Source organism: Paenibacillus sp. JT22N15 (assembly GCF_059383755.1).
Genome location: NZ_JBXENV010000001.1, coordinates 517,467 through 538,079 on the forward strand (window position 1 = coordinate 517,467; position 20,613 = coordinate 538,079).

The 20,613-nt window shown below is 51.0% G+C and carries 15 protein-coding genes; 3 read left to right on the plus strand and 12 right to left on the minus strand.

Annotation, left to right across the window (positions count from 1 at the left end):
• Positions 1 to 10: 10 nt before the first annotated feature.
• From polA to AC50X8_RS02355, 7 genes are all read right to left on the minus strand, one after another.
• Positions 11 to 2,686, minus strand: a complete 2,676-nt coding sequence (polA, locus tag AC50X8_RS02325; protein ID WP_056030185.1) for a DNA polymerase I — start codon at positions 2,684 to 2,686, stop codon at positions 11 to 13.
• A 216-nt stretch (positions 2,687 to 2,902) separates the two neighbouring features.
• Entirely contained in the window at positions 2,903 to 4,003 is a 1,101-nt protein-coding gene (locus AC50X8_RS02330; protein ID WP_494878405.1) for an EAL domain-containing protein, read from the minus strand.
• Positions 4,004 to 4,088: 85 nt separating this feature from the next.
• A complete protein-coding gene (locus AC50X8_RS02335) occupies positions 4,089 to 5,696 on the minus strand; it encodes a GGDEF domain-containing protein (protein WP_494878407.1) in 1,608 nt (535 codons plus the stop codon).
• A gap of 254 nt (positions 5,697 to 5,950) precedes the next feature.
• Positions 5,951 to 6,709, minus strand: coding sequence for a phosphate ABC transporter ATP-binding protein PstB (gene pstB, locus AC50X8_RS02340; RefSeq protein WP_056030197.1), 759 nt, complete (start codon positions 6,707 to 6,709; stop codon positions 5,951 to 5,953).
• 14 nt (positions 6,710 to 6,723) lie between these two features.
• The gene (pstA, locus tag AC50X8_RS02345) at positions 6,724 to 7,611 is read right to left on the minus strand and encodes a phosphate ABC transporter permease PstA (protein WP_056030200.1); all 888 of its coding nucleotides are present in this window, start codon (positions 7,609 to 7,611) and stop codon (positions 6,724 to 6,726) included.
• Positions 7,608 to 8,531 carry a phosphate ABC transporter permease subunit PstC gene (gene pstC / locus AC50X8_RS02350; RefSeq protein ID WP_056030203.1) on the minus strand — a complete coding sequence of 308 codons (924 nt, stop codon included), beginning with the start codon at positions 8,529 to 8,531 and terminating at the stop codon, positions 7,608 to 7,610. Before pstC ends, pstA begins: the two co-directional genes overlap by 4 nt.
• A gap of 76 nt (positions 8,532 to 8,607) precedes the next feature.
• Positions 8,608 to 9,564, minus strand: coding sequence for a phosphate ABC transporter substrate-binding protein (locus AC50X8_RS02355; RefSeq protein ID WP_056030206.1), 957 nt, complete (start codon positions 9,562 to 9,564; stop codon positions 8,608 to 8,610).
• Between the two features lie 167 nt (positions 9,565 to 9,731).
• On the opposite strand from AC50X8_RS02355, the gene AC50X8_RS02360 reads away from it, so the two are divergent.
• Entirely contained in the window at positions 9,732 to 10,634 is a 903-nt protein-coding gene (locus tag AC50X8_RS02360) for a LysR family transcriptional regulator (protein WP_494878409.1), read from the plus strand.
• A gap of 65 nt (positions 10,635 to 10,699) precedes the next feature.
• On the opposite strand, the gene phoU is transcribed toward AC50X8_RS02360, so the two are convergent.
• The 5 genes from phoU to AC50X8_RS02385 all read right to left on the minus strand — a co-directional run bounded on the left by phoU (position 10,700) and on the right by AC50X8_RS02385 (position 18,116).
• Positions 10,700 to 11,359, minus strand: a complete 660-nt coding sequence (phoU, locus tag AC50X8_RS02365; RefSeq protein ID WP_056032815.1) for a phosphate signaling complex protein PhoU — start codon at positions 11,357 to 11,359, stop codon at positions 10,700 to 10,702.
• Positions 11,360 to 11,435: 76 nt separating this feature from the next.
• Positions 11,436 to 12,191, minus strand: a complete 756-nt coding sequence (gene pstB / locus AC50X8_RS02370) for a phosphate ABC transporter ATP-binding protein PstB (RefSeq protein WP_056030213.1) — start codon at positions 12,189 to 12,191, stop codon at positions 11,436 to 11,438.
• A 157-nt stretch (positions 12,192 to 12,348) separates the two neighbouring features.
• Complete coding sequence (locus tag AC50X8_RS02375) at positions 12,349 to 13,566, minus strand: methyl-accepting chemotaxis protein (protein ID WP_056030216.1); 1,218 nt, start codon at positions 13,564 to 13,566, stop codon at positions 12,349 to 12,351.
• 194 nt (positions 13,567 to 13,760) lie between these two features.
• Complete coding sequence (locus tag AC50X8_RS02380) at positions 13,761 to 15,872, minus strand: methyl-accepting chemotaxis protein (RefSeq protein WP_056030219.1); 2,112 nt, start codon at positions 15,870 to 15,872, stop codon at positions 13,761 to 13,763.
• 177 nt (positions 15,873 to 16,049) lie between these two features.
• Positions 16,050 to 18,116 carry a beta-galactosidase gene (locus AC50X8_RS02385; RefSeq protein WP_056030222.1) on the minus strand — a complete coding sequence of 689 codons (2,067 nt, stop codon included), beginning with the start codon at positions 18,114 to 18,116 and terminating at the stop codon, positions 16,050 to 16,052.
• Between the two features lie 142 nt (positions 18,117 to 18,258).
• Between AC50X8_RS02385 and AC50X8_RS02390 the strand changes: the two genes are divergently transcribed.
• Complete coding sequence (locus tag AC50X8_RS02390; protein WP_056030225.1) at positions 18,259 to 19,086, plus strand: AraC family transcriptional regulator; 828 nt, start codon at positions 18,259 to 18,261, stop codon at positions 19,084 to 19,086.
• 286 nt (positions 19,087 to 19,372) lie between these two features.
• Positions 19,373 to 20,539, plus strand: coding sequence for a M20 family metallopeptidase (locus tag AC50X8_RS02395; protein WP_056030228.1), 1,167 nt, complete (start codon positions 19,373 to 19,375; stop codon positions 20,537 to 20,539).
• Positions 20,540 to 20,613: the final 74 nt, after the last annotated feature.

Here is a 20,613-nt window from a genome sequence, read left to right on the forward strand (position 1 = left end):
TCCCAGCGGGTTATTTCGCTTCATACCAGTTCGCTCCAAAACTGACGTCCGCCTTAAGCGGAACATCGAGCTTGATGGCGGATTCCATCACTTCAGGAAGAAGTTTTTTCATCTGTTCCAGCTCATCCTCTGGCACCTCAAATACCAATTCATCGTGTACTTGGAGCAGCATGCGGCTTTTGAGCTTCAGCTCGTGCAGCTTCTTATTCATATGCACCATCGCCAGCTTAATAATGTCCGCTGCTGTGCCTTGGATCGGCGAATTCATTGCGGTGCGCTCTGCGAAAGAGCGTTTATTGAAATTCGAATGATTAATATCCGGCAAATACCGCCTGCGATCGAGCAAAGTCGTCACATAGCCTTGCTTCGCCGCCTCGACTTTAATCCGATCCATAAACGACTTCACGCCTTTGAAGACGCCGAGATATTGCTCAATAAACCGACCGGCTTCATTTCGCGTAATGTTCAGGTTGTTGGACAGCCCAAAGTCGCTGATGCCATACACAATGCCGAAATTGACCGCCTTCGCCGAGCGGCGCATATTGGAATCCACCTGATCCTCGGTTACGCCAAATACGTCCATCGCCGTTTTTGTATGAATGTCCATGTCCTGAATGAACGCTTCCTTCATATTCTCATCGCCGGAAATATGGGCGAGCACGCGCAGCTCAATTTGCGAATAGTCTGCTGCGAGAATGGTCCAGCCAGGCTCGGACGGAACGAATGCTTTGCGGATTTTGCGGCCCTCTTCCAGACGGATCGGAATGTTTTGCAAATTCGGGAATTGGCTGCTCAGACGGCCTGTTGCCGCTATCGTCTGGCGGAAATACGTATGGATTTTGCCTGTCTGCTCGCGAATCTCCTTGAGCAGCCCTTCCACATAGGTGGATTGCAGCTTCGCCAGCGTCCGGTAATGCAAAATCAGCGGAACAATTTCACTGTATGGCGCCAGCTCCTCGAGTACCTCGGCATCTGTCGAGTAGCCCGTTTTCGTCTTTTTCCTCGCGGGCAAGCCCAGCTTCTCGAACAGCACCTCGCCCAATTGCTTCGGCGAATTCAAATTAAATTCCATACCCGCCTGCTTGTAAATTTCCGTCACCAGCGTCGTAAGCTGACGCTCCAATTCGCTGCCAAGCATCTCCAGCTCCGCCTTCTCGACGCTGATGCCCTGATGCTCCATCCCCGCCAATATAACGGAGAGCGGCAGCTCCAGCTCTTCATACAAGCTGAGCATGCCTGTTTCCTTCAGCTCGTCGCGCTGCAAAGGCGCCACTCTGCGCACCGCATCGGCTTTCGTTGCCAGATGCTGATACAGCACGGCCGCAGCTGGTACTTTAAGCTTCGCTCCTTTGCCGTATACCGACTCATCGCTAGGCACAGCTGGCTGTTCGTAGCGATGGGTAATGCCGGAGAGCAAAAGGCTCGATTCCGTCGGATCAATCACATAAGCAGCCAACTGGACATCAAAGCTCACGCCGCTCAGCGTGATGCCCGCCCACTTCAAAGCCAGCTCCACTTTATGCGTATCAAAGCCGACCTTCTTCTTGCTAGGATCAGCGAGCCAGCTCCGCAGCGGCTCTGCGAAAGCTTCCTTCAGCGCGGCGAAAGGCAGCGCATATGCCGCTTCGGCGTTTGCCAGCGCCAGCCCGACCAGCTCAGCCTGATGCGGATTTTCGCCTATCGCTTCCACATATAGACCGAAGCCGCTGTCATCTGCTTCAAGCGCCTTCATCAGCTCATCGAGCTTCGGCGCATCCGCAGCCGACTCTATCGCAATCAGGTTCAGCTCGGCCGCTTCGCCTGCTGAACCGCTTCCTTCGCCGCTCAGTCCGAGCCGTTCCTGAACGGATCGGAATTCCAGCCGGCGCAGCACATCCGCAAGCGCGGGCCCATTAAAGCCGCTGTAGCGAATCGCCTCCGGCTCCTGCTCCGGCGCAAGCGGCACCTCGCGGTGAATCGTCGCGAGCTTCTTGCTCATCACCGCATCCTCTTTATGCTGCTCGACCTTTTCCTTCATCTTGCCCTTCAGGCTTGCTGTATTCGCCAGCACTTCTTCAACCGTGCCGAATTCATGCAGCATCTTGAGCGCTGTTTTCTCGCCAACACCCGGAATGCCCGGAATATTGTCGGAGGCATCGCCCATCAGCCCTTTTAAATCAATGATTTGATTCGGCGTCAGTCCGTATTTCTCCTTAATTTCAGCCGGAGAATATCGCTCCTGCTCGCTCACCCCTTTGCGCGTCAGCGCTACGGTCACATGCTCCGATACGAGCTGGAGCATATCCTTGTCGCCCGTGACGACAAGCGTCTCGACCTTCTGCTCGTCCGCAAGCCGGGTGAGCGTGCCAATAATATCGTCCGCTTCAAACCCGTTCAGCTCAAACTGCGCAATTTGAAAAGCCTGCAGCAGCTCCTTGAGCACCGGAAACTGTTCCGACAGCTCCGGTGGCGTTTTTTCCCGTCCGCCTTTATATTCTGCATATCCTTCATGGCGAAAGGTTGCCTTCCCTGCATCAAATGCAACGAGCACATGCGTCGGCTTCTCGTCTTCCAGCAGCTTAAGCAGCATCGTTGTAAAGCCATATATCGCATTCGTATGTAAACCAGCCGAATTCGTAAGCGGAGGCATTGCAAAAAATGCCCGGTACGCAATACTATTGCCATCTAACAACATCCATTTATCCATTATTGACACCTCATTTATCGGTTCTAATGGTTATCATACCATAACTGCAAATGCCTTTGCTTCCTTCTCGCGCTGGGCAGCCAACATTCCTGAAAACCCGCTTCCGCAGCTAGCATTAGCAAGGCTGCCGTCCACTTCATACATGGCCCATTTCGCGAAAAAAAGCTCTCTCCAAGCTCCATATGGATCGCTCAGAAACAGCTTTTCTCATCCCGGCTATCGCCGCTGGACCAGACCGGCAATCTCGCCCGGGCGCCCTAGCAAATAGCCTTGGGCATAATGCACGCCCATTGCCTTTACTTTGTCCAGCTCCTCTTGATGCTCAATGCCTTCGGCGATAATGCCAATCGCCATTTTGTCGGCCAGCTGGACAAGCGTATGCACAATATGCTCCTTCATCTCGTGCTCATGAATGCCCATAATGAGGGAGCGGTCTACTTTTATATAATCCGGCTTCAGCTCAATAATAGCCTGCAGCGACGAATATCCTGCGCCTACATCGTCGATTGCGATTTGAAAGCCTTGACGGCGATACTGCGCAAGTGTAGCAAGCACGGAGCCATAATCCTGAATAGCCGAACGCTCCGTAATTTCAAAGACGATATGATGGGGCGACAAGCCTCGCTGCTCCATCATTTTGGCGAGCCTGTCGGGGTAAAAGCTTCCTTCATTTAGCAATTGCGCCGTCATATTTAGAAACAGCTTCTGATGCGGCTGAAGGCCGGTGATGCCCTCCACTGCCTGCTCGCGCGCCGTCTGATCCAGCCGTGCAACCTCTCCCGACTCTTCTGCGAAGGCAAACAAGTCGAGCGGACTGGAAAACCATTTATTTTTAGGAAATCGGGTGAGTGCCTCATATCCGAATGCTGCCCGCTCGCTGCCGATTTCCTGTAGCGACATAATCGGCTGATAGACCGGAATGAGCAGCTTGCCGCGAATTAGGCCGTTCAAATATTGAAGCCGCATGGCGCGTGTTAAAGCTTCCTTCTGCTGCCCATATAATAGCGCTCGCTTAGAAGCTTCATACAGGCGGGAGACTGGGCTTCCGGTATCGCCGCGCTCTACCAAACCTACGCCTGCATGCAGACGCATATCCGGCATGGCTCCAAGCTCGGCGCCACTGAACCCCCGCTCGGCTTCCTCCTGCCATTTGCCTGCGGCTTGCAGCAAATTTCCCTGCAGCTCCTGCTGCTGCAAATCCGGCAAAGCCATTACAATATACAAATCTTCGCCCATCCAAAACTTGTCCCGTACATGGACAGCTGTCTCCGGGTTCGCATAAATCATTAACTCTATGTATAGCTTCCATCTCTTCATAAATGAGGGGGGCAGCTGCTCAAAGGTTCCTGCCGACTGTTTACTGTGCCAGGATAAATAGATAACGCCAATATTTTCCGGCTTTTCATCCACTATAAGGTTGCTTCGCTGCACTATCGCTTGATGATGTCCCACGTCTCACTTCGATCCCCTCTGTAGCATTGCGTTCTTGTGTGCAGGAGGTCATATCTTCCATGACATACACACTGCCTTTCTGCATCTTGGCACGCTTCTTGAGCTTCGCTGTTAAAGTGGATATGTGACTTGGCGCCGTCCCGCCGGAAGCAAGCATTAAAGATAGGGACAAAGTAACCCCCTCCTGCTCCACCGTGTTGCCGTGACGATCCTCCACCATGCTGACCTCCACTCCACCGTAATACCTTTTTACCCCGCCGTCAAAACGTTCAATCAACCTGCTGCAAATTTTTTCAGCATAAGAGGCTTCCGTCACCATAATGAAATCATCACCGCCAATATGCCCGATAAAGTCGCTTGCCAGCCCATATTCTTCCTTGATGCCAACTAGCGTATCCGCCAAAAAACGAATGAGCGCATCGCCTTGGCTAAACCCAAAGCAATCATTAAACCATTTGAAATAATCCAAGTCCGCATAAATAACGGCGAACGGCTTGTCGCCACTGCTTCTGCGAGCCAGCTCCAGCTGGATGCCCTCATTGCCGGGCAGACCCGTCAGCGGGTTGGCCGATCTTGCCGCCTCCATCCGCAGCGTCGTAATGCGCTCCAAAATATCGCGAACCGTCGTTGCGCCAAGCAGCTGGCCTCGCGCCGTAATAATAACGACATCATACAAATGGGAAATATCCCGCGCCATCGCCAGCTGAGATACATGCTCAATCGGCATGTCCGCATCCACGATTAATGGCGATGCATTCATAATTTTCTCAACAGGACGAGTGGAATAAAGCGGCAGCCCATATTTCCCAGCTAACAGCTCATGCAGCTTTTGCTTCATCAGCAGGCCGACGGGGCGTCCCTCCTCCTGCAGAATCACGCATTGCTCCTTGCCGTTCATATTGAAAAAATCGGCAACTTCCGTCACGCGCGCCTGCGCTGAAAAGACGGGAAACGGCGCTGCCTGCTCGCCAATGCTCATGCCTGGGGCCGCATAATAAGCGATCGCCGCTTCTTCCGGTTCAAGCGCAACCGCTATCTCCTGCCGACTTTGCCTTTCTTCAAGCGCCAATGCCGCCGTTGTTTCCAGCTGCCTATCTGGACCCGGGCTCTTGGCCGCTTCCACTGCCTGCTTGCTTGAAACCCGCATGCTGCTCATTTCCGCTCGCCGCCAAGCTTCCCTAAGCGCTTTCCATGCGGCTTGCTCAGCCGCTTCATGGCTCTGCCCCGCAGGCGGATATGCGATTACATGACCTATAATAACTGACTGCTCCCGGCTTGCGAGTGTATACAGCTCTGCTGCGCTGTCATTCATCGCCTGCTCAGCTCCAAGCTTCGAGCCGTTGCAGCCGAGCATTAAATAATACTCATGTCCAAAGCTGCGCTTCCAGATCAGGTTGAACGGCTTCAGCCTCCGCTCCCATGTCCGCAGCCATGATTCGGGCAAGGCTCGTTCCTCCGTAAGCCGTATATATATGACGCCAATCCCCCCAAGCCGCCAGCTTTCTCTCATCACTTGGAGCAGTTCTATATGGATCAGACCAATTGCCATCTCGTCCATGCCAGGTCTCCCTTTAGTCTTGGTTGTTCTGCTTCTACATTACCAGCCAAATGTGAGCAGAGTAACATATTCATGTAAACTATCTGTAAAGCACAAGACTTTTGCCCTAGCTGCCGCAAGCAGGCTTGAGTGCTATACCTACTTTTTAGCATATAAAAAAACAACTCCATACCGGCTTGCTTAGCAGGCAGAAGTTGTTGCTGGGGCATACAGGGTTCCCTTATGGCTATGCTGGAAGCATGCGCGCAAGGGGATCACCCGAAACGACCTGAAATATAGTCGCTCGTTTCTTTTTTGCTGGGATTCGTAAACATTTTCTCTGTATTTTCGAATTCCACGAGCTCGCCGGACAGGAAAAACGCCGTTTTGGCTGAAATCCGCGCCGCTTGATGCATATTGTGCGTGACAATTACGATGCAGTAGTCCTGCTTCAGCTCCGTGATCAGTTCCTCTACCTTCGAGGTCGAAATAGGATCGAGCGCCGAAGCAGGCTCATCCATCAAAATAATGTCCGGCTTAACCGCAATGGAGCGGGCAATACACAGCCGCTGCTGCTGTCCGCCAGACAACCTAAGCGCCGACGTATGCAAGCGGTCCTTCGTCTCTTCCCAAAGCGCCGCTTTGCGGAGCGATTCCTCCACCAGCTCATCGAGCTCACTTTTATTTTTGATGCCATGGTAACGCGGGCCAAAAGCAATATTTTCATAAATCGACTTGTGAAAAGGGTTCGGCCGCTGCCATACCATGCCGATGCGTCTGCGCAGCAGCACCACATCGGTTTTCGGATTGTTGATATCCTCATCGCCAATCCAAATCTCACCGGTCATTTTGGCATTCGGAATCAAATCGTTCATCCGGTTCAGCGTCCGCAAAAACGTCGATTTCCCGCAGCCGGACGGCCCGATGAGCGCTGTAACCTGTTTATTTTCAAAATCGATCGATACATTTTTAACAGCCTTATTGCTGCCATAATAAACGCTTAAATCGCGTACGGATATGCCATTTTCAGCCATATGCTGCCATCCTCCTATTTCGTAGCGGTAAACTTGCGGTACATGAAGCGGCCGAGCCAGCGTGCGAGCAAATTAAACAGCAGCACCGTGATGACCAGTACAGCCGAAGCTCCAGCAGCAATTTCCGCAGCATCGGGAGCTAGCCCCTCAGAATTGATTTTCCAAATATGAACCGCAAGCGTTTCAGCCGGACGCAAAGGGTTAAGCGGAGATACCGGACTAAATGGGTTCCAATCCGAAAAATCGAGTCTAGGCGAGCTCATGCCTGCCGTAAAGAGCAGCGCCGCCGCTTCGCCAAATACGCGGCCTGCAGCCAAAATCGTTCCCGATACAATAATCGGCAAAGCGATGGGCAGCATCGTTGACGTAATCGTCTTCCACTTCGTCAAGCCCAGCGCCAGACTCGCTTCCTTCTGCTCTCTTGGCACGCTTTTGAGGCCCTGCTCCGTAATCCGCACCATGAGTGGCAGGTTGAATACGGTCAGCGCAAGCGCACCCGCAAGCAAGGAAAAACCAAGACCGAAATAATTGACAAGCATAAGTAAGCCGAACAAACCTACAATAATGGAAGGAAACGAAGATAGTACCTCAACGACAAGCCGGATAAAATCAGTCAGCTTGCTCGGCTTCGCATATTCACTCATATAGATGCCTGCGCCAATCCCAATCGGAACGGTGATGATCATCGTAAGCACGAGCAGGAACAAGGAGTTGAACAACTGCGGCCCAATGCCTCCGCCCTCTCTGAACGATTCAGGAGCCGAGGTCAGGAAGCTGAAGCTAATATGGCCTAGCCCGCGCACAAGAATGAAGCCGAGCAAGCCGATCAGCAGCAGCACGATGAATGCAGCTACGCAAATAATGACGGCTGTGGCAATTTTATCTACTGTTTTTGGTTTCATAGTTTAGACCTGCCTTCCAGCCAGCGTACGATAAATACGAACACGAATGTCATGAGCATCAAAATCATCGCAAGCGACCACAAAGCATTGTTATGCGTTGAGCCAGCAGCTGTGTTGCCCATGCTGAGCGTTATAGCGCTTGTCAGCGTCGAAGCCGACTCAAACAGGGAGCGCGGCACAAAGGGCGCGTTGCCGATAACCATCTGTACAGCCAGCGCCTCGCCGAATGCCCGGGCAATACCGAGCACGACACCCGTCATGAGCGCGGGAAGCGTAGTCGGAATAACGACGCGATAAATCGTTTGCCAGCGTGTGGCACCGAGTGCGTACGAGCCTTCCTTAAGCCCAGCAGGCAAGGATGCTAAAGCATCTGTCGCAACCGTCGTCATCGTTGGCAAAATCATTATGGACAATACAAGGGCGCCCGCAGCTACACCTAAACCTTGTCCAGGAAAAATATCACGGAATAAAGGCACGATGACGCTAAGACCGATAAAACCGTATACAACGGATGGAATGCCCGCCAGCAGCTCAATAACCGGCTGCAAAAATTTACGTCCGAATTTCGGCGTAATTTCAATCATAAAGATCGATGCGCAAATGCTAAGTGGCGCAGCAAGCAGCGCGGCAAGCAGCGACGTGCTGAAGGAGCCGAAGATGAACGGGAATGCGCCGAAGGATGGGGGAGATCCTTCCGGACTCCATTTTAAACCGCCTAACAGCTCAAATACGTTTACATGATCTTTAAAAAAGGTGCTTAGTCCGCGGGAAGCGACAAAATACACCATGGCAATAATCGTCGCAACCAAAAACAGAACACATAAGGTTGTATATACTTTACCGACCCATTCTTCAACAAAATGGTTATTGCCCGCGGTACGGCCATTGCCCGCCGTTTTTTTCGGTATCGTCTGCGCCATAATAATCTCCTCTATACAGCCAGAAAGAGGCAGATTGCGAATCCGCCTCTTGTGCTGGCCTATGAATGATTAGCTATTACTTCTTAGTGATGTTGCCGTCAAGATCGCGAACGACTTGCATTTGGCTAGTTGGGATGTAACCCAGCTCAACAACCAAGCCTTTTTCGTTTTGGATTTCTTCGCTCATCATGTATTCCAGGAAAGCTTTTGCTGCTGCATCAGGCTCGCCTTTTGTATACATGTGCTCGTAAGCCCATACTGGATACGTGCCGTTGGCTACGTTTTCTACGTTAGCTGCTACGCCGTCATAGCTTACTGTTTTGATGGAATCATCAAGGTAAGAAAGAGCAAGGTAACCGATAGCGCCTGGTGTTTCACCGATAATTTTCTTAACGGTACCGGACGAATCCTCTTGGATCGAGCCTTGAAGATCTTCGGATTTCTGGCCAAGTGCATATTTCTCAAAAGTAGCGCGAGTACCGGAGCTTGCTGGACGGTTTACGATTACGATTGCTGCATCATCTCCGCCAAGGTCTTTCCAGTTCGTTACTTTGCCTGTGAAAATATCAATCAGCTGTTGTTTCGTCAGGTTGTCTACTTTTACATCCTTGTTTACAACTGCTGCCATAGCGACTACTGCCACTTGGTGGTCAACCAATTCTTTTGCTTTATCTGCATCCAGCTTCTCTTCTGCATAAACGTCGGAGTTGCCGATATTTGCTTGTCCTTCGGATACTTGCGTCAGGCCTGTACCGCTGCCGCCGCCTTGTACTTGAATCGTAACGCCGCTGTTTTTCTCCATAAACATTTTCGATGCTTGGTCAACCAATGGTTGCAGGGCAGAGGATCCAGTTGCAAGAAGCGAGCCTGTTAAACCAGATGCTTCTGCTGACGGTTCAGCGGAGGGCTCTGTGGATGGGCTGCTTGAGCTTGTTGTGTTGCCAGCTGTTGTACCTCCATTGTTTGCTTGGCCGCATGCAGCCAGTGTAAATGTCAGTACCATTGCCATAATCAACATCAAAGACTTCTTCATTTCTTATTTTCCCCTCTCAATACCTTGTTTGCTTCACAAGACCTATTGTAGATCGGGGGCATTAACCTAATGTTTTCTGTTTGTAAAATTATCAATTAAATCTCATAGATTTTTTCTATGAATGTGGATATGATATAGATAAAATGAAAGATTTCAGGAGGCAGCTCATGAGTTTGTTAAAAATGAAGTTAATGGTCCTCATCGATCGCTATAAACAGATCACGGCGGTGGCCAATGCCCTGCAAATCAAGCAGCCTACCGTCAGCTTTCATATGAAGAAAATGGAGGAGGAATGGGGCGTCAAGCTGTTCGAGATGCGAACGGGGAAAGTGCTGCTCACTCGCAATGGAAAGCTGCTGCTTCATTATGCGGCGCAAATCGACCAATTATATAGCGAGGCGGAGTCGAGACTTGGCGCCATTCATGCGGCAGAGAAAAATCGTTTTGTAATCGGCTGTACGACCAGTACCGCCGCTTACCTCACAAACAGTGCCGCAATGGGAAAGCTGCGGACACTTACCGAAAGTCATGCCGCGGTTATGTCCATCGCCGTTCATGATGAGGAGGAGCTTTATCAGAAGCTGCATCTGGGAACGGTCGACTTTATTATGTATGGGGAAGGAAAGCAGCAGGCAGATGGCGGCGAATTCCGCTATCAGACGCTTGGCGCCTCGCCGCTCTGGGTTATGATTCCTCAGCAGCATCCTTTATATGCTTGGTCAGGAGAAGTTTCATTGGACTCCCAGCTCGAGAAATATGAGTTTGCCGAACTTGCTGACAGCTCCGTCGCACAGCGTATTCATGAATGGAGCCGCAAGCACCAGTATTCCTTAACCTCGCATGCGTCCTTCGGATCGGTGGAGCTGCTTATAAATGCCGCCGCAGCCTGCGGTGACCTTGCTATATTGCCCGAATGCTTACTGCCGCAAGCGGCTAAGCTAGATGAGCTTGGATTACAGCTTGCCGCCCTTGACAGTGAGGCAGCCCGGTGGCCGATGATCGCCAGCTGGCGCAGCCAGCACTGGGATCAAGCTTTTATGCAGCAGGTGCTGGATAGAATCAGCTTATAAATTAAGAAAAGGCTCCATTTCCACAGCAGCGTGGAGACGGAACCTTTTTTCACTAGGTTATGAGGCTAAACGTTCAAATCTGGTCTTGTGCCTGTCACAATGTAGACGACGCTCTCCCCGATGTTGGTGGCGTGGTCGCCGAAGCGCTCCAGGTAACGGCCAACAAAGCTAAGCAGCGAGGATTGCGTAATGTTACGGGGATTTTCCATCATTAGCGAGTAAAGCTCACGGGTAATTTGCCCGTACAGCGCATCGACCTGATCGTCATCCTTGGCCATTTTGTAAGCGAGGTCGACATTTTCTTGAATGAAGGATTGGATGGATTCCGTTGTCATCATTTGTACAATTTCGGCCATGCGCGGAAGATCGATGAGCGGCTTGATCAGCTCCTGCCCTTCCATGCGCAATACGACCTTGGCAATATCAACCGCCAGATCGCCCATCCGCTCCAAATCGCTGGCAATGCGGAAGGAAGATAAAATCCGGCGCAAGTCCTTCGCTACCGGCTGCTGCGTCGCAATGAGCTTTGCCCCAAGCTCTGTTACTTTCTCCTCCAGTTGATTGAGCGAAGGATCAGCAGCAATAACCTGCTGCGCGCGCGCCACATCAACGGCTTTTAGAGCTTCGATGGATTCGACCAAAGCATTTTCAACAAAATTCCCCATCTCAATTACAAAATTATGCAGCTGCTCGAGGCCGAGGTCGAACTCCTTGCGTGTTGTCATCATTTTAAATTTCCTCCCAAATGATCAATCTTTACATGGAAAACGCATGAGCCCGCTTATTTGGCATTAGCCAAATTTAGCCGAAGCGTCCGGAAATATAATCTTCCGTGCGCTGGTCGGACGGATTAGAAAACAGCTTTTCCGTATCCGCATATTCAACGACTTCGCCGTTCAGGAAAAATACCGTTTGGTTGGACACCCTAGCCGCCTGATGCATATTGTGAGTGACCATTACAATCGTATATTTATCCTTCAGCTCCTGGGTCAGCTCTTCGATTTTTAAGGTGGAAATCGGATCTAGCGCCGAAGTCGCTTCATCCATCAGCAAAATATCCGGATTTACCGCAATCGCTCTGGCGATACAAAGCCTTTGCTGCTGACCGCCCGATAAGCCCAGTGCCGAGCGCTTCAGGGAATCCTTCACTTCGCCCCACAGCACCGCAGATTTCAAGCTCGTTTCTACAATTTCATCAAGCTCTTTTTTGTTTGTAATGCCGTGCAGACGCGGACCATAAGCCACATTATCATAAATCGACTTCGGAAAAGGATTCGGCTGCTGGAACACCATGCCGATTTTACGGCGCAGCGCTTCTACCTCTACCTCGCTAGAATAAATATTTTGCTGGTCAATGATAATGCTGCCTTCGATCCTCGTTCCTTGAATCATGTCATTCATCCGGTTAAGCGTCCGCAGCAAGGTCGATTTGCCACAGCCGGAAGGCCCGATAAAGGCGGTAATCGCCTTAGCCGGAATCGTAAGCGATACGTTCTTCAGTGCGTGGAACGCCCCGTAATAAAGATTCAGCTTGTCTATGTTAATTAGCGCTTCCAAACGTTCTCCTCCTTATTGCTTTCCATTGCCCGTTTTCCCCTTATTTATGGTTTGTATGTGATTCATGCCGCAACTAGTCTGTTCCGTTCTATATGTTACAGACTGTTTGTAAATCTTATATTGCATTTATGTTAACGTAGTGTTAAAAGTAGACGTTTTATGAAAGAGTGCTCTTTTGCAGGCTGCTCATTTCCTGTGCGACGTGCTGCACTTGCAAATAAGCCTGCTCGGACAATGCCCCGATTTGCCCGGCATTGCCGCGATTTTCAGCCGCCGCATGAAACAGGCTATTGAATGCGCCTTCTACCTCATGCACATGCGCTTCGCTAGACGCCGTCTCCAATCTGCCGTTTTTCGCCAGCTGCGCCGTTTGTTCAATTTCCTGGATAATCGTTTGAATAAGCGATGTAATCGTACCCGCTGATGTTTTCGTCTGGTTCGCCAGCTTCATCACTTCGCCAGCCACGATTGCAAAGCCTCGCCCATGCTCGCCAGCCCGCGCTGCTTCAATCGAAGCATTGATCGCCAGCAAATTGCTTTGTTCTGCCAGCTCCTTAATCAGCCCTGACACCTTGCTAATCGAGCCAGCTTCCGCCTGCAAGGCACGCATTCGCTCCTCCTGAAGCTGGGAGTTGGCCGCGATGGAAGCGAATGCCTTCGTTACGTTATCCAGCTCGTTTTTCCCCTTCAGCGTCAAATCGACCATCACGACCGAAAGCTCCTCGCCTTCCTCCGTGGAGCCGCGCACGCTTTGAATCGCTGATTCGATCTCCTTTACTCGCTCTTCCGCAGATCGAATCGTCCGACGCTGGGCCAGCTCCGCTTCTTCCTGCAGCCTTTTGGAAAGCTTCAGCAAATCGGCAACCGTCAAGACGCCGGTGAACTTGTCTGCATCCGTTACAAGCACGCAATCATAGAGTACTTTCTCCTGACGATTAAGCGCCCGCTCAATGAGATGGTCCGGGGCACTTTCGTAGTCAATAATAAGCGGAGTTGCATCCATCATGACGGTTATCGGCTTTTCATAATATAAATCGGCACTAAAACGATGGCCCAGCTTTAGAAAAAAACGATTCCGCATCATGAGTCCCTTCACTCGATCGGCAGCGTCGCAAACGACCACACATTCCGATTCGGGATGCTGCTTGAAGACCGCTATCGTCTCTTTGCAGGTCCGCTCCTCCCGCACAATCGGCGCCTGACGAATAAAATCGGCAAGCCGAGCAGCCTGATGCGACGGAGCGTCTGTCTGCTCTCCCCAACCGGCAGCCTCCGCAGTTAAGACGTTTTCTGCTTGCTGCTCTGGATGCCAGGCTTCTAATTCGTCCATTTCCAGCTTCATATCCATCGGATACGCTAGCTCAGCAGTCGTCATTGGTCATCATCCTTCCGTAATTCCTTCTTCCTTCACTATAGGTCTTTAGCATCAACGGAAATACTTTGCTATGTTAACGCAATGTCAAATTAGACCAAGCCCGCTTCTCGGAAATTCCACTTTAAGGAAAAGGAACAAAAAAACCGCTATTCACGCTGCTGAATGAGCAGGCGAATAGCGGTTTTTAGAGAAAATTAAATTTTAAACTGCGACAATTTTTCCAGCAGCTCCTGAACCATATGGTCCAGTGACTCGGCCGCCGCCGATATTTGCTGCATCGATGCCAGCTGCTCTTCGGAGGCCGCTGCGACATTATGGGAATTGGATGCCGTGTCGCCCGCTATAACCGCCATTTGTTCAACGCTTGCGGTCATTTGCTGCGAGCTTGCATTCATTTGGCCAGCCACCGCTGAAACCTCTTGAATTTGGCTGCTTACTGCGCTCATTTCATTCATAATCGCATTGAACAGCTCGCCGCTTCCCTCTACCGTTTGCGCGCCGCTCGCCACTTCTTTGGAGCCTCTTTGCATCGTTTGCGCCACATGATCCGTATCGCTGCGGATGCCATCCACAAGCTGTGATACTTGATCCGCTGCCTGCTTCGTCTGCTCCGCCAGCTTGCGCACCTCTTGCGCTACTATGGCAAAGCCCCGGCCATGCTCGCCTACCCGCGCAGCCTCAATGCCGGCATTCAGCGCAAGCAGATTCGTTTGTACGCTGATTGCTGTAATCAGGCCCGTCATTTGTCCGATTTGGGTCGAGCGTTCATTAAGCCGTTCAATCGCTGCTTCCGTCTCCGACACCGAATGCTGGATTTGGCCCATTTGACGGACGGCTTCCTGCATCAATTGATAACCATCCGCTGTCTGCAGCGCGACCCCATTCGCTGAGGAGGCTACTTGATCGCTCGATTCAGCTATGCGCTGAACATGGCTGGACATCGCATACATCGCTTCTGCGGTGCCGCCGGCATGCTGATTTTGCGTCTCGGCATCCATCGCTACTGTCTGAATCGATTCGGCTATCGTCTCTGACGCTTTGCTCGTCTGATCGGCGCTAGCTGTCAACTGCTCCGACGTTTCACTTACGGCTAACCCGAGATTCGTTACGAGCTGGAACATGCCCCGCAGCTTCTCCGTCATCCTATTAAAGGAAGCAGCCATCTGGCCTAGCTCATCCTGCTGTTTAATGGCAATCGTCTGGGTAAGATCGCCCTCGGCCATTTTTTCAAGTCCTATATTAAACAAGTTCAGCTTGCGAATAACCATAAAGCGGATCAGGAGAGAAATAATAACACCCAATAAAATCATCGAAGAACAGGCAATTACCAGCGATGTCGTGCGACTGGCATTAAAATCTTCAAATATCGCTGCTTTAGGAACAACGCTCTGGCTATACCAGAATTGATTGCTTCCCGGCAGCGCTATCGGCTCAAACAGCCGCATGACTTCGTCGCCATTCGAATCCGCCGTGTAGCCCGAATAACGCGTACCGCTCATCACATCATCCAGAAGCGCCTGCTTCCCTTCATTATCCCCGAAAGCCTCATTCAGTGCTGCCGAATCATTCGGATTAGCCAAATAATTGCCTTTTTCACTAATCAGGGATACATAACCGCCCATTGGCGAATATTCGGCTGCTGCCTTCTGGAAGCTCTCAATGGATAAGTCTGCTCCGACTATCCCGAGGAAGCTGCCACTTTGATCCAATATGGGAACAACAATTGATGTAATAAGCGTCTGCTGACCGGCTACATTATAAAAATAAGGATCAACGTAAGTTACTTTTTTTGATTGCTTGGGCAGCAAATAATAGTCTCCCGCCCCTTCCACCGTATAATCCGAAAGCGGATTGATTGCCGTCCCACTGCCGTTACGGAAAACATAAGGAATAAAACGGCCTGTTTTATCATCGTATGTCGAGTAATTACTATTGGCCTCGTCTTCTTGGTCAAAAGCATCCGGCTCCCACAACGTATAATACGCCAGCACACGTGGATCATTTTCGACCATGGTTTGCAGCATTTCAACGACCTTTTGACGCGATAGCTGCTTTTCACTTCGCGTTTCCTTTAGGACAAGCATCAGATTTTCCAATTTGGATTCGGTTGCCGTAAGCTCACGCTGTACCGACATCACAAAATCAGTTCCGGCCAACTGCGCTTCCTGCTCGCCTTTCGTCACAGCAAGCGACTCCAGTTGATTAATATTCAGCACATTCATTACAGTAAAAATGACAAGCAAGCAAATGACTACACAGGATACCAATTTAACCGTCAAAGATAAATGCAGCTGCTTCCTTCTCATGCTACCCACTCCTCCATACAAAACAACATGAATCGTTAATCGACAATATGCCTATATTTGATTATAGGTATTTAGAACCATATTCAACGTTTCTCATATTTTAAAATTCAATAAAGCGTATTCCAGCACAAAAGAACCGCGAACGAGGTTCGCGGCTCTCTCATCATTTTGAAACGATTAACGAGATTTACGTTTTAAAATCCGAACATCATACGCAGCAAGTGTGAGTGCAGACTCCGCTTGACCACCATTCAAAACATCCTCATAGGAATGGCTATCGAGCACTACCTGCTGCTCTTGCGGCGTGAAGTTGGATACGAATACATAGTCCGACTCCCCATCGCCACGCAGCTGCGCAGTCACGCCTTCAGGCAGCTCGGTATCGAGCACTTTGCGAATGCCCTCCTGCTCCACAAGCGTCTTGAAGAAATCTGTGAAAAATGGTTCTTTGTTGCGGGAAGCTACATAATACGCTTTCCCCTTGCCCAAGCGGTTCACCGTCAATGCCGGACGGCCAGCATAGAAATCTTCTCCGTATACGGCTAGTGCCTCTGCTCCTTCAAGGTGAATAAGGTCGCACAGCTCATGCGCTTCGTACTCGCCGGACAAGCCCAGTGCATTACCTTCCGTCATGACTACGCGATTCGTCTCGCCGTCATGAAGGGAATCAATTTCCTCCGACCAGATGCCGAGCGTTTTGCGAAGCGGCCCTGGGAAGCCCGTCAGGAAGCATAGATCGCTTTCGTTCACGATGCCGGTCCAGTAAGTCGCAATAAACGTGCCGCCATTTTCAACAAACTTCTCAATAGCCTCGCCCACACCTGGACGTACCATGTACAGCATAGGAGCGATCACGATTTTATAAGAGTCCAATGCGCATTCGGAATCGATAATATCGACCGGAATACCTAGCTCCCAGAACGGACGGTAATGCTTGCGCGCCGTCTCCTCGTAATGAATGCCGCAGTTGCGCGGGCCTTGGGAGTCTTTGACCGCCCAGCGGTTTTCCCAATCGTAAATGATCGCGACTTCCGGCTTAACCGATGTTCCTACGACTCCCCCAAGCTGTGTAAGCGCATGGCCTACATCCGTTACATCTTTAAATACGCGGGTATGCTCATGTCCGACATGGTCAACGACCGAGCCATGCAGCTTCTCGCTGGAGCCGCGGCTTTTGCGCCATTGGAAATATTGCACCGTATCCGAGCCATGGGCAACGGCCTGCATGGAAGAAAGCAAATGCATGCCCGGCTTCTTCAGCTTGCTGACCGGCTGCCAGTTCGTCATGCTTGGCGTGCTTTCCATCAGCATAAATGGCTTGCCGCCTTTGAGCGAGCGGAAAATGTCATGGTTGAAGCCGATCCAAGCCGCCAGCTCGCTATCGCTCTCCAGGCTGTGCCAAGTCGGATAAGCATCCCACGAAATCATATCGAGCATATCTGCAAATTTCCAATAATTAAGCCCTTCAAAGTCGAGCATAAAATTAGTTGTAATTGGCAGCTCCGGGTTGATTGCGCGAAGCGGCTCCATTTCCTTGCGGCAGAAGTCCACCGTCTGGTCCGTAACAAAACGCATCCAGTCCACATTCATGCCGTGAACCGCCCGTTCTCCGCGCCGCGTTGGCGTATCGACTTGGCTCCAATCGGTATACGTATGACTCCAGAACGTCGTCCACCAAGCATCATTCAATGCCTCAAGTGTGCCATAACGCTGCTGCAGCCAGCCGCGGAACGCCTCTGCGCACAGGTCGCAATGGCATTCGCCGCCGAACTCATTGGAAATATGCCAGCCAATAACAGCCGGATGGCTCGAATAACGCTCAGCAAGCTTCGTATTCATAATTTGCACTTTCTCGCGGTAGACCGGAGAGGAGAAGCAGTGATTATGACGTGCGCCATGCAGATTGCGAATGCCATTCTCATCTACACGGAGCACTTCCGGGTATTTGGACGACATCCATGCCGGTCTCGCTCCGCTCGGCGTTGCAAGCAGTGCATAAATGCCGTTGGCCGCAAAGCGGTCGAGCAATTGATCCATCCACTCAAAAGTGAAGACGCCTTCCTCTGGCTCCAGCGCAACCCAGCCAAAAATGCCAACCGACATGACATTGCTGTGCGACAATTTCATTAAACGAATATCTTCCTCTAAAATATGAGGATATTTAAGCCACTGGTCCGGATTATAATCCGCGCCATGAAGCATTTGGGGAATTTTCGAGCTGATTGGTGGAAATTTGCTGCTCATCTGTGTAACCTCCTGTAATAGCGGCATTCGTTTGACGAACGCTCATTCTTTTACTATATTCATATTATATATTTCGTTTTATTGAAACTAAATCTCACAATATTCTTATCTCTATAAAAATATGAAACAGGATGTGCAGCATATGGATACAATCGCATTCCCGCTTGTAACGGATACCGAGCTTGCGCTGCCGCTTTACGTCGACATAATCGGACATTGGGGCAATCAGGAGACGATCGATCGCATGAACGGCTTTCCCCACTATCAATGGCTGCAGGTTGCTTCTGGGGAAGGCGAGCTTATTATCGGAGAAAAAAGCTATTCGGTGAAAAATGGCCAAGGCTTCTGCCTGTTCCCCGGAGTGCCGCATCGTTATTATGCGACCCGCGAGCCGTGGGATGTGCATTTTGTCAGCTTTGGCGGCAGCCTGTGCGAAACGTTGTTCGAGCAGGCCGGCATTACTGAATCCGGCGTCTATGCAACAGCAGACGGAGAAGTATTAATTTCACATATGCGCAGCATATATGCGATGTCGCAGTCGGACCGTCCTTTTCTCGGCCTGGAATGCTCCAAACTGCTCTATGCGATGCTGCTTGATCTCTTGAAGGTTGTTCGTGTCAGCTCCCATTCGGCGCATCAAAGCCTATCGCGGCTCCATCCCGTCATTCAATATATTGAAGCGCATGCCGGCAGCCTCATTACGATTGAGGATTTAGCAGGGGCGATTAATGTGACGCCGCAATATTTATGCCTATTGTTTAAAAAAGCGATGCGCATGCGGCCGATGGAATACGTGAACCGCGAGCGAATTAGCCGCAGCAAGCAGCTGATGTTCCGTGAGAGCACGCTGAAAATGCAGGAAATCGCCAAGCTGTCCGGCTTCGACAGCGCAAGCTATTTCAGCTCCGTCTTCAAGCGGCTGGAAGGTGTTGGGCCCGAGCAGTTTAAAAAAATGCACGGCATGCGTTAAGCCAGCTATTCGCACAACTCTGGGAACAGACGCTTGTACTGTGGTTCTACTGTGGTTCTACTGTGGTTCTACTGTGGTTCTACTGTGGTTCTACTGTGGTTCTACTGTGGTTCTACTGTGGTTCTACTGTGGTTCTACTGTGGTTGATTAGCTTGTTCAGCTTGCCCCCCGCGTATGCCGATGGGTGCCGCTGGCTATCTAGCAGACTGCGCGGCATGTTATAATGCCAGCATCTGCTTTATTTATGATGTGGTTACAAGTGGTTGCTTAGAAAGGAATGAAGAGGATGTTGAATAAACCTGCGATTTTTGAGGAAATCGAGCGTCATAGCGAGGGCTTTAAGGCGATTTCCCGTTCGATTTTTGCGAATCCAGAGCTTGGACATGAGGAATTTGAAGCCTCGGCTGCGCTGTGCGCGGAGCTTGAGCGTCAAGGCTTTAGCGTTGAGCGGGGCACGCTTGGGCTGGCTACTGCTTTCATCGCTACCTATGATACAGGCAAGCCTGGCCCGATCGCCGCTTTCCTCTGCGAATATGACGCATTGCCGGAAATCGGTCATGCCTGCGGTCATCACCTCATCTGCATGATGAGCATCGGCGCCGCAGTCGGCTTGAAATCGGTTTTAGAAGCGGGAAGCATTCGCGTCTATGGGACGCCTGCGGAAGAAACGAAGGGCGCTAAAGTGCCGATGGCAGAAGCTGGCTTGTTCGATGATTGCGATTTCGCCTTGATGGCGCATCCTTACCATACGTTTGAAAAATCCGGCGAATCGCTGGCGATGGATGCCGTGCAGTTCGAATTTACAGGAGCGGCTGCTCATGCGGCAGCCAGCCCTTATGAGGGTATTAATGCGCTCGATGCGGTCATTCAGCTGTTCAACAGCGTCAATGCCTTGCGCCAGCAAACCCGCAGTGATACGCGCATTCACGGCATTATCGACAATGGGGGCAAGGCGCCCAACATTATCCCCGACTATGCCTCGGCGAAATTTTATATTCGCTCGGCTTCGCGCATGTATACGAACGAGTTGACCGCGAAGGTGCTTCGCTGCGCCGAAGGAGCCGCCCTGCAAACCGGCTGCGAGCTGCGCACGAACAATTATGAGCTGTCTTATGATGAGCTGCGCACGAATGAAGCGCTATCGGAGCAATTTTCCGCCAACCTGATTGCGGCAGGCATTCAGGTTGGCGAAATTCAAATCGGCAAGGACCATGGCTCGGTTGACCTCGGCAATGTTTCCACGCACTGCCCAGCTATTCATCCTTATGTGAAAATCGTCGAGGAGCGCTTGCTGCTGCATACGGAAGGGTTTCGTGACGCAGCCATTACAGAGCGCGCCCTGGAGCGCATGATCTTCGGGGCGAAAATGCTCGCTGCCACCGCTGCGGATGTGTATAACGATCCAGCTTTGCTGGCACGCATTAGAGCAGAGTTTGAGCAGCAGACCAACTAAAATAAAGATTAACGATTGTATAGAGTAACTTCAGCAGCAACATTTAATAAGCTGCTACGTTCAACTCACCGCCG

Excerpts from the sequence above, each read along its gene's own strand:
- pstB (WP_056030197.1), bottom strand. The coding sequence starts at position 6,709 with ATGGCTGAAAATGGCATATCCGTACGCGATTTAAGCGTTTATTATGGC.
- AC50X8_RS02330 (WP_494878405.1), bottom strand. The coding sequence starts at position 4,003 with ATGAAGAGATGGAAGCTATACATAGAGTTAATGATTTATGCGAACCCG.
- AC50X8_RS02360 (WP_494878409.1), top strand. The coding sequence starts at position 9,732 with ATGAGTTTGTTAAAAATGAAGTTAATGGTCCTCATCGATCGCTATAAA.
- AC50X8_RS02355 (WP_056030206.1), bottom strand. The coding sequence starts at position 9,564 with ATGAAGAAGTCTTTGATGTTGATTATGGCAATGGTACTGACATTTACA.
- phoU (WP_056032815.1), bottom strand. The coding sequence starts at position 11,359 with ATGACAACACGCAAGGAGTTCGACCTCGGCCTCGAGCAGCTGCATAAT.
- AC50X8_RS02375 (WP_056030216.1), bottom strand. The coding sequence starts at position 13,566 with ATGACGACTGCTGAGCTAGCGTATCCGATGGATATGAAGCTGGAAATG.
- AC50X8_RS02390 (WP_056030225.1), top strand. The coding sequence starts at position 18,259 with ATGGATACAATCGCATTCCCGCTTGTAACGGATACCGAGCTTGCGCTG.
- pstA (WP_056030200.1), bottom strand. The coding sequence starts at position 7,611 with ATGAAACCAAAAACAGTAGATAAAATTGCCACAGCCGTCATTATTTGC.
- AC50X8_RS02385 (WP_056030222.1), bottom strand. The coding sequence starts at position 18,116 with ATGAGCAGCAAATTTCCACCAATCAGCTCGAAAATTCCCCAAATGCTT.
- AC50X8_RS02335 (WP_494878407.1), bottom strand. The coding sequence starts at position 5,696 with ATGGACGAGATGGCAATTGGTCTGATCCATATAGAACTGCTCCAAGTG.
- polA (WP_056030185.1), bottom strand. The coding sequence starts at position 2,686 with ATGGATAAATGGATGTTGTTAGATGGCAATAGTATTGCGTACCGGGCA.
- AC50X8_RS02380 (WP_056030219.1), bottom strand. The coding sequence starts at position 15,872 with ATGAGAAGGAAGCAGCTGCATTTATCTTTGACGGTTAAATTGGTATCC.
- AC50X8_RS02395 (WP_056030228.1), top strand. The coding sequence starts at position 19,373 with ATGTTGAATAAACCTGCGATTTTTGAGGAAATCGAGCGTCATAGCGAG.
- pstC (WP_056030203.1), bottom strand. The coding sequence starts at position 8,531 with ATGGCGCAGACGATACCGAAAAAAACGGCGGGCAATGGCCGTACCGCG.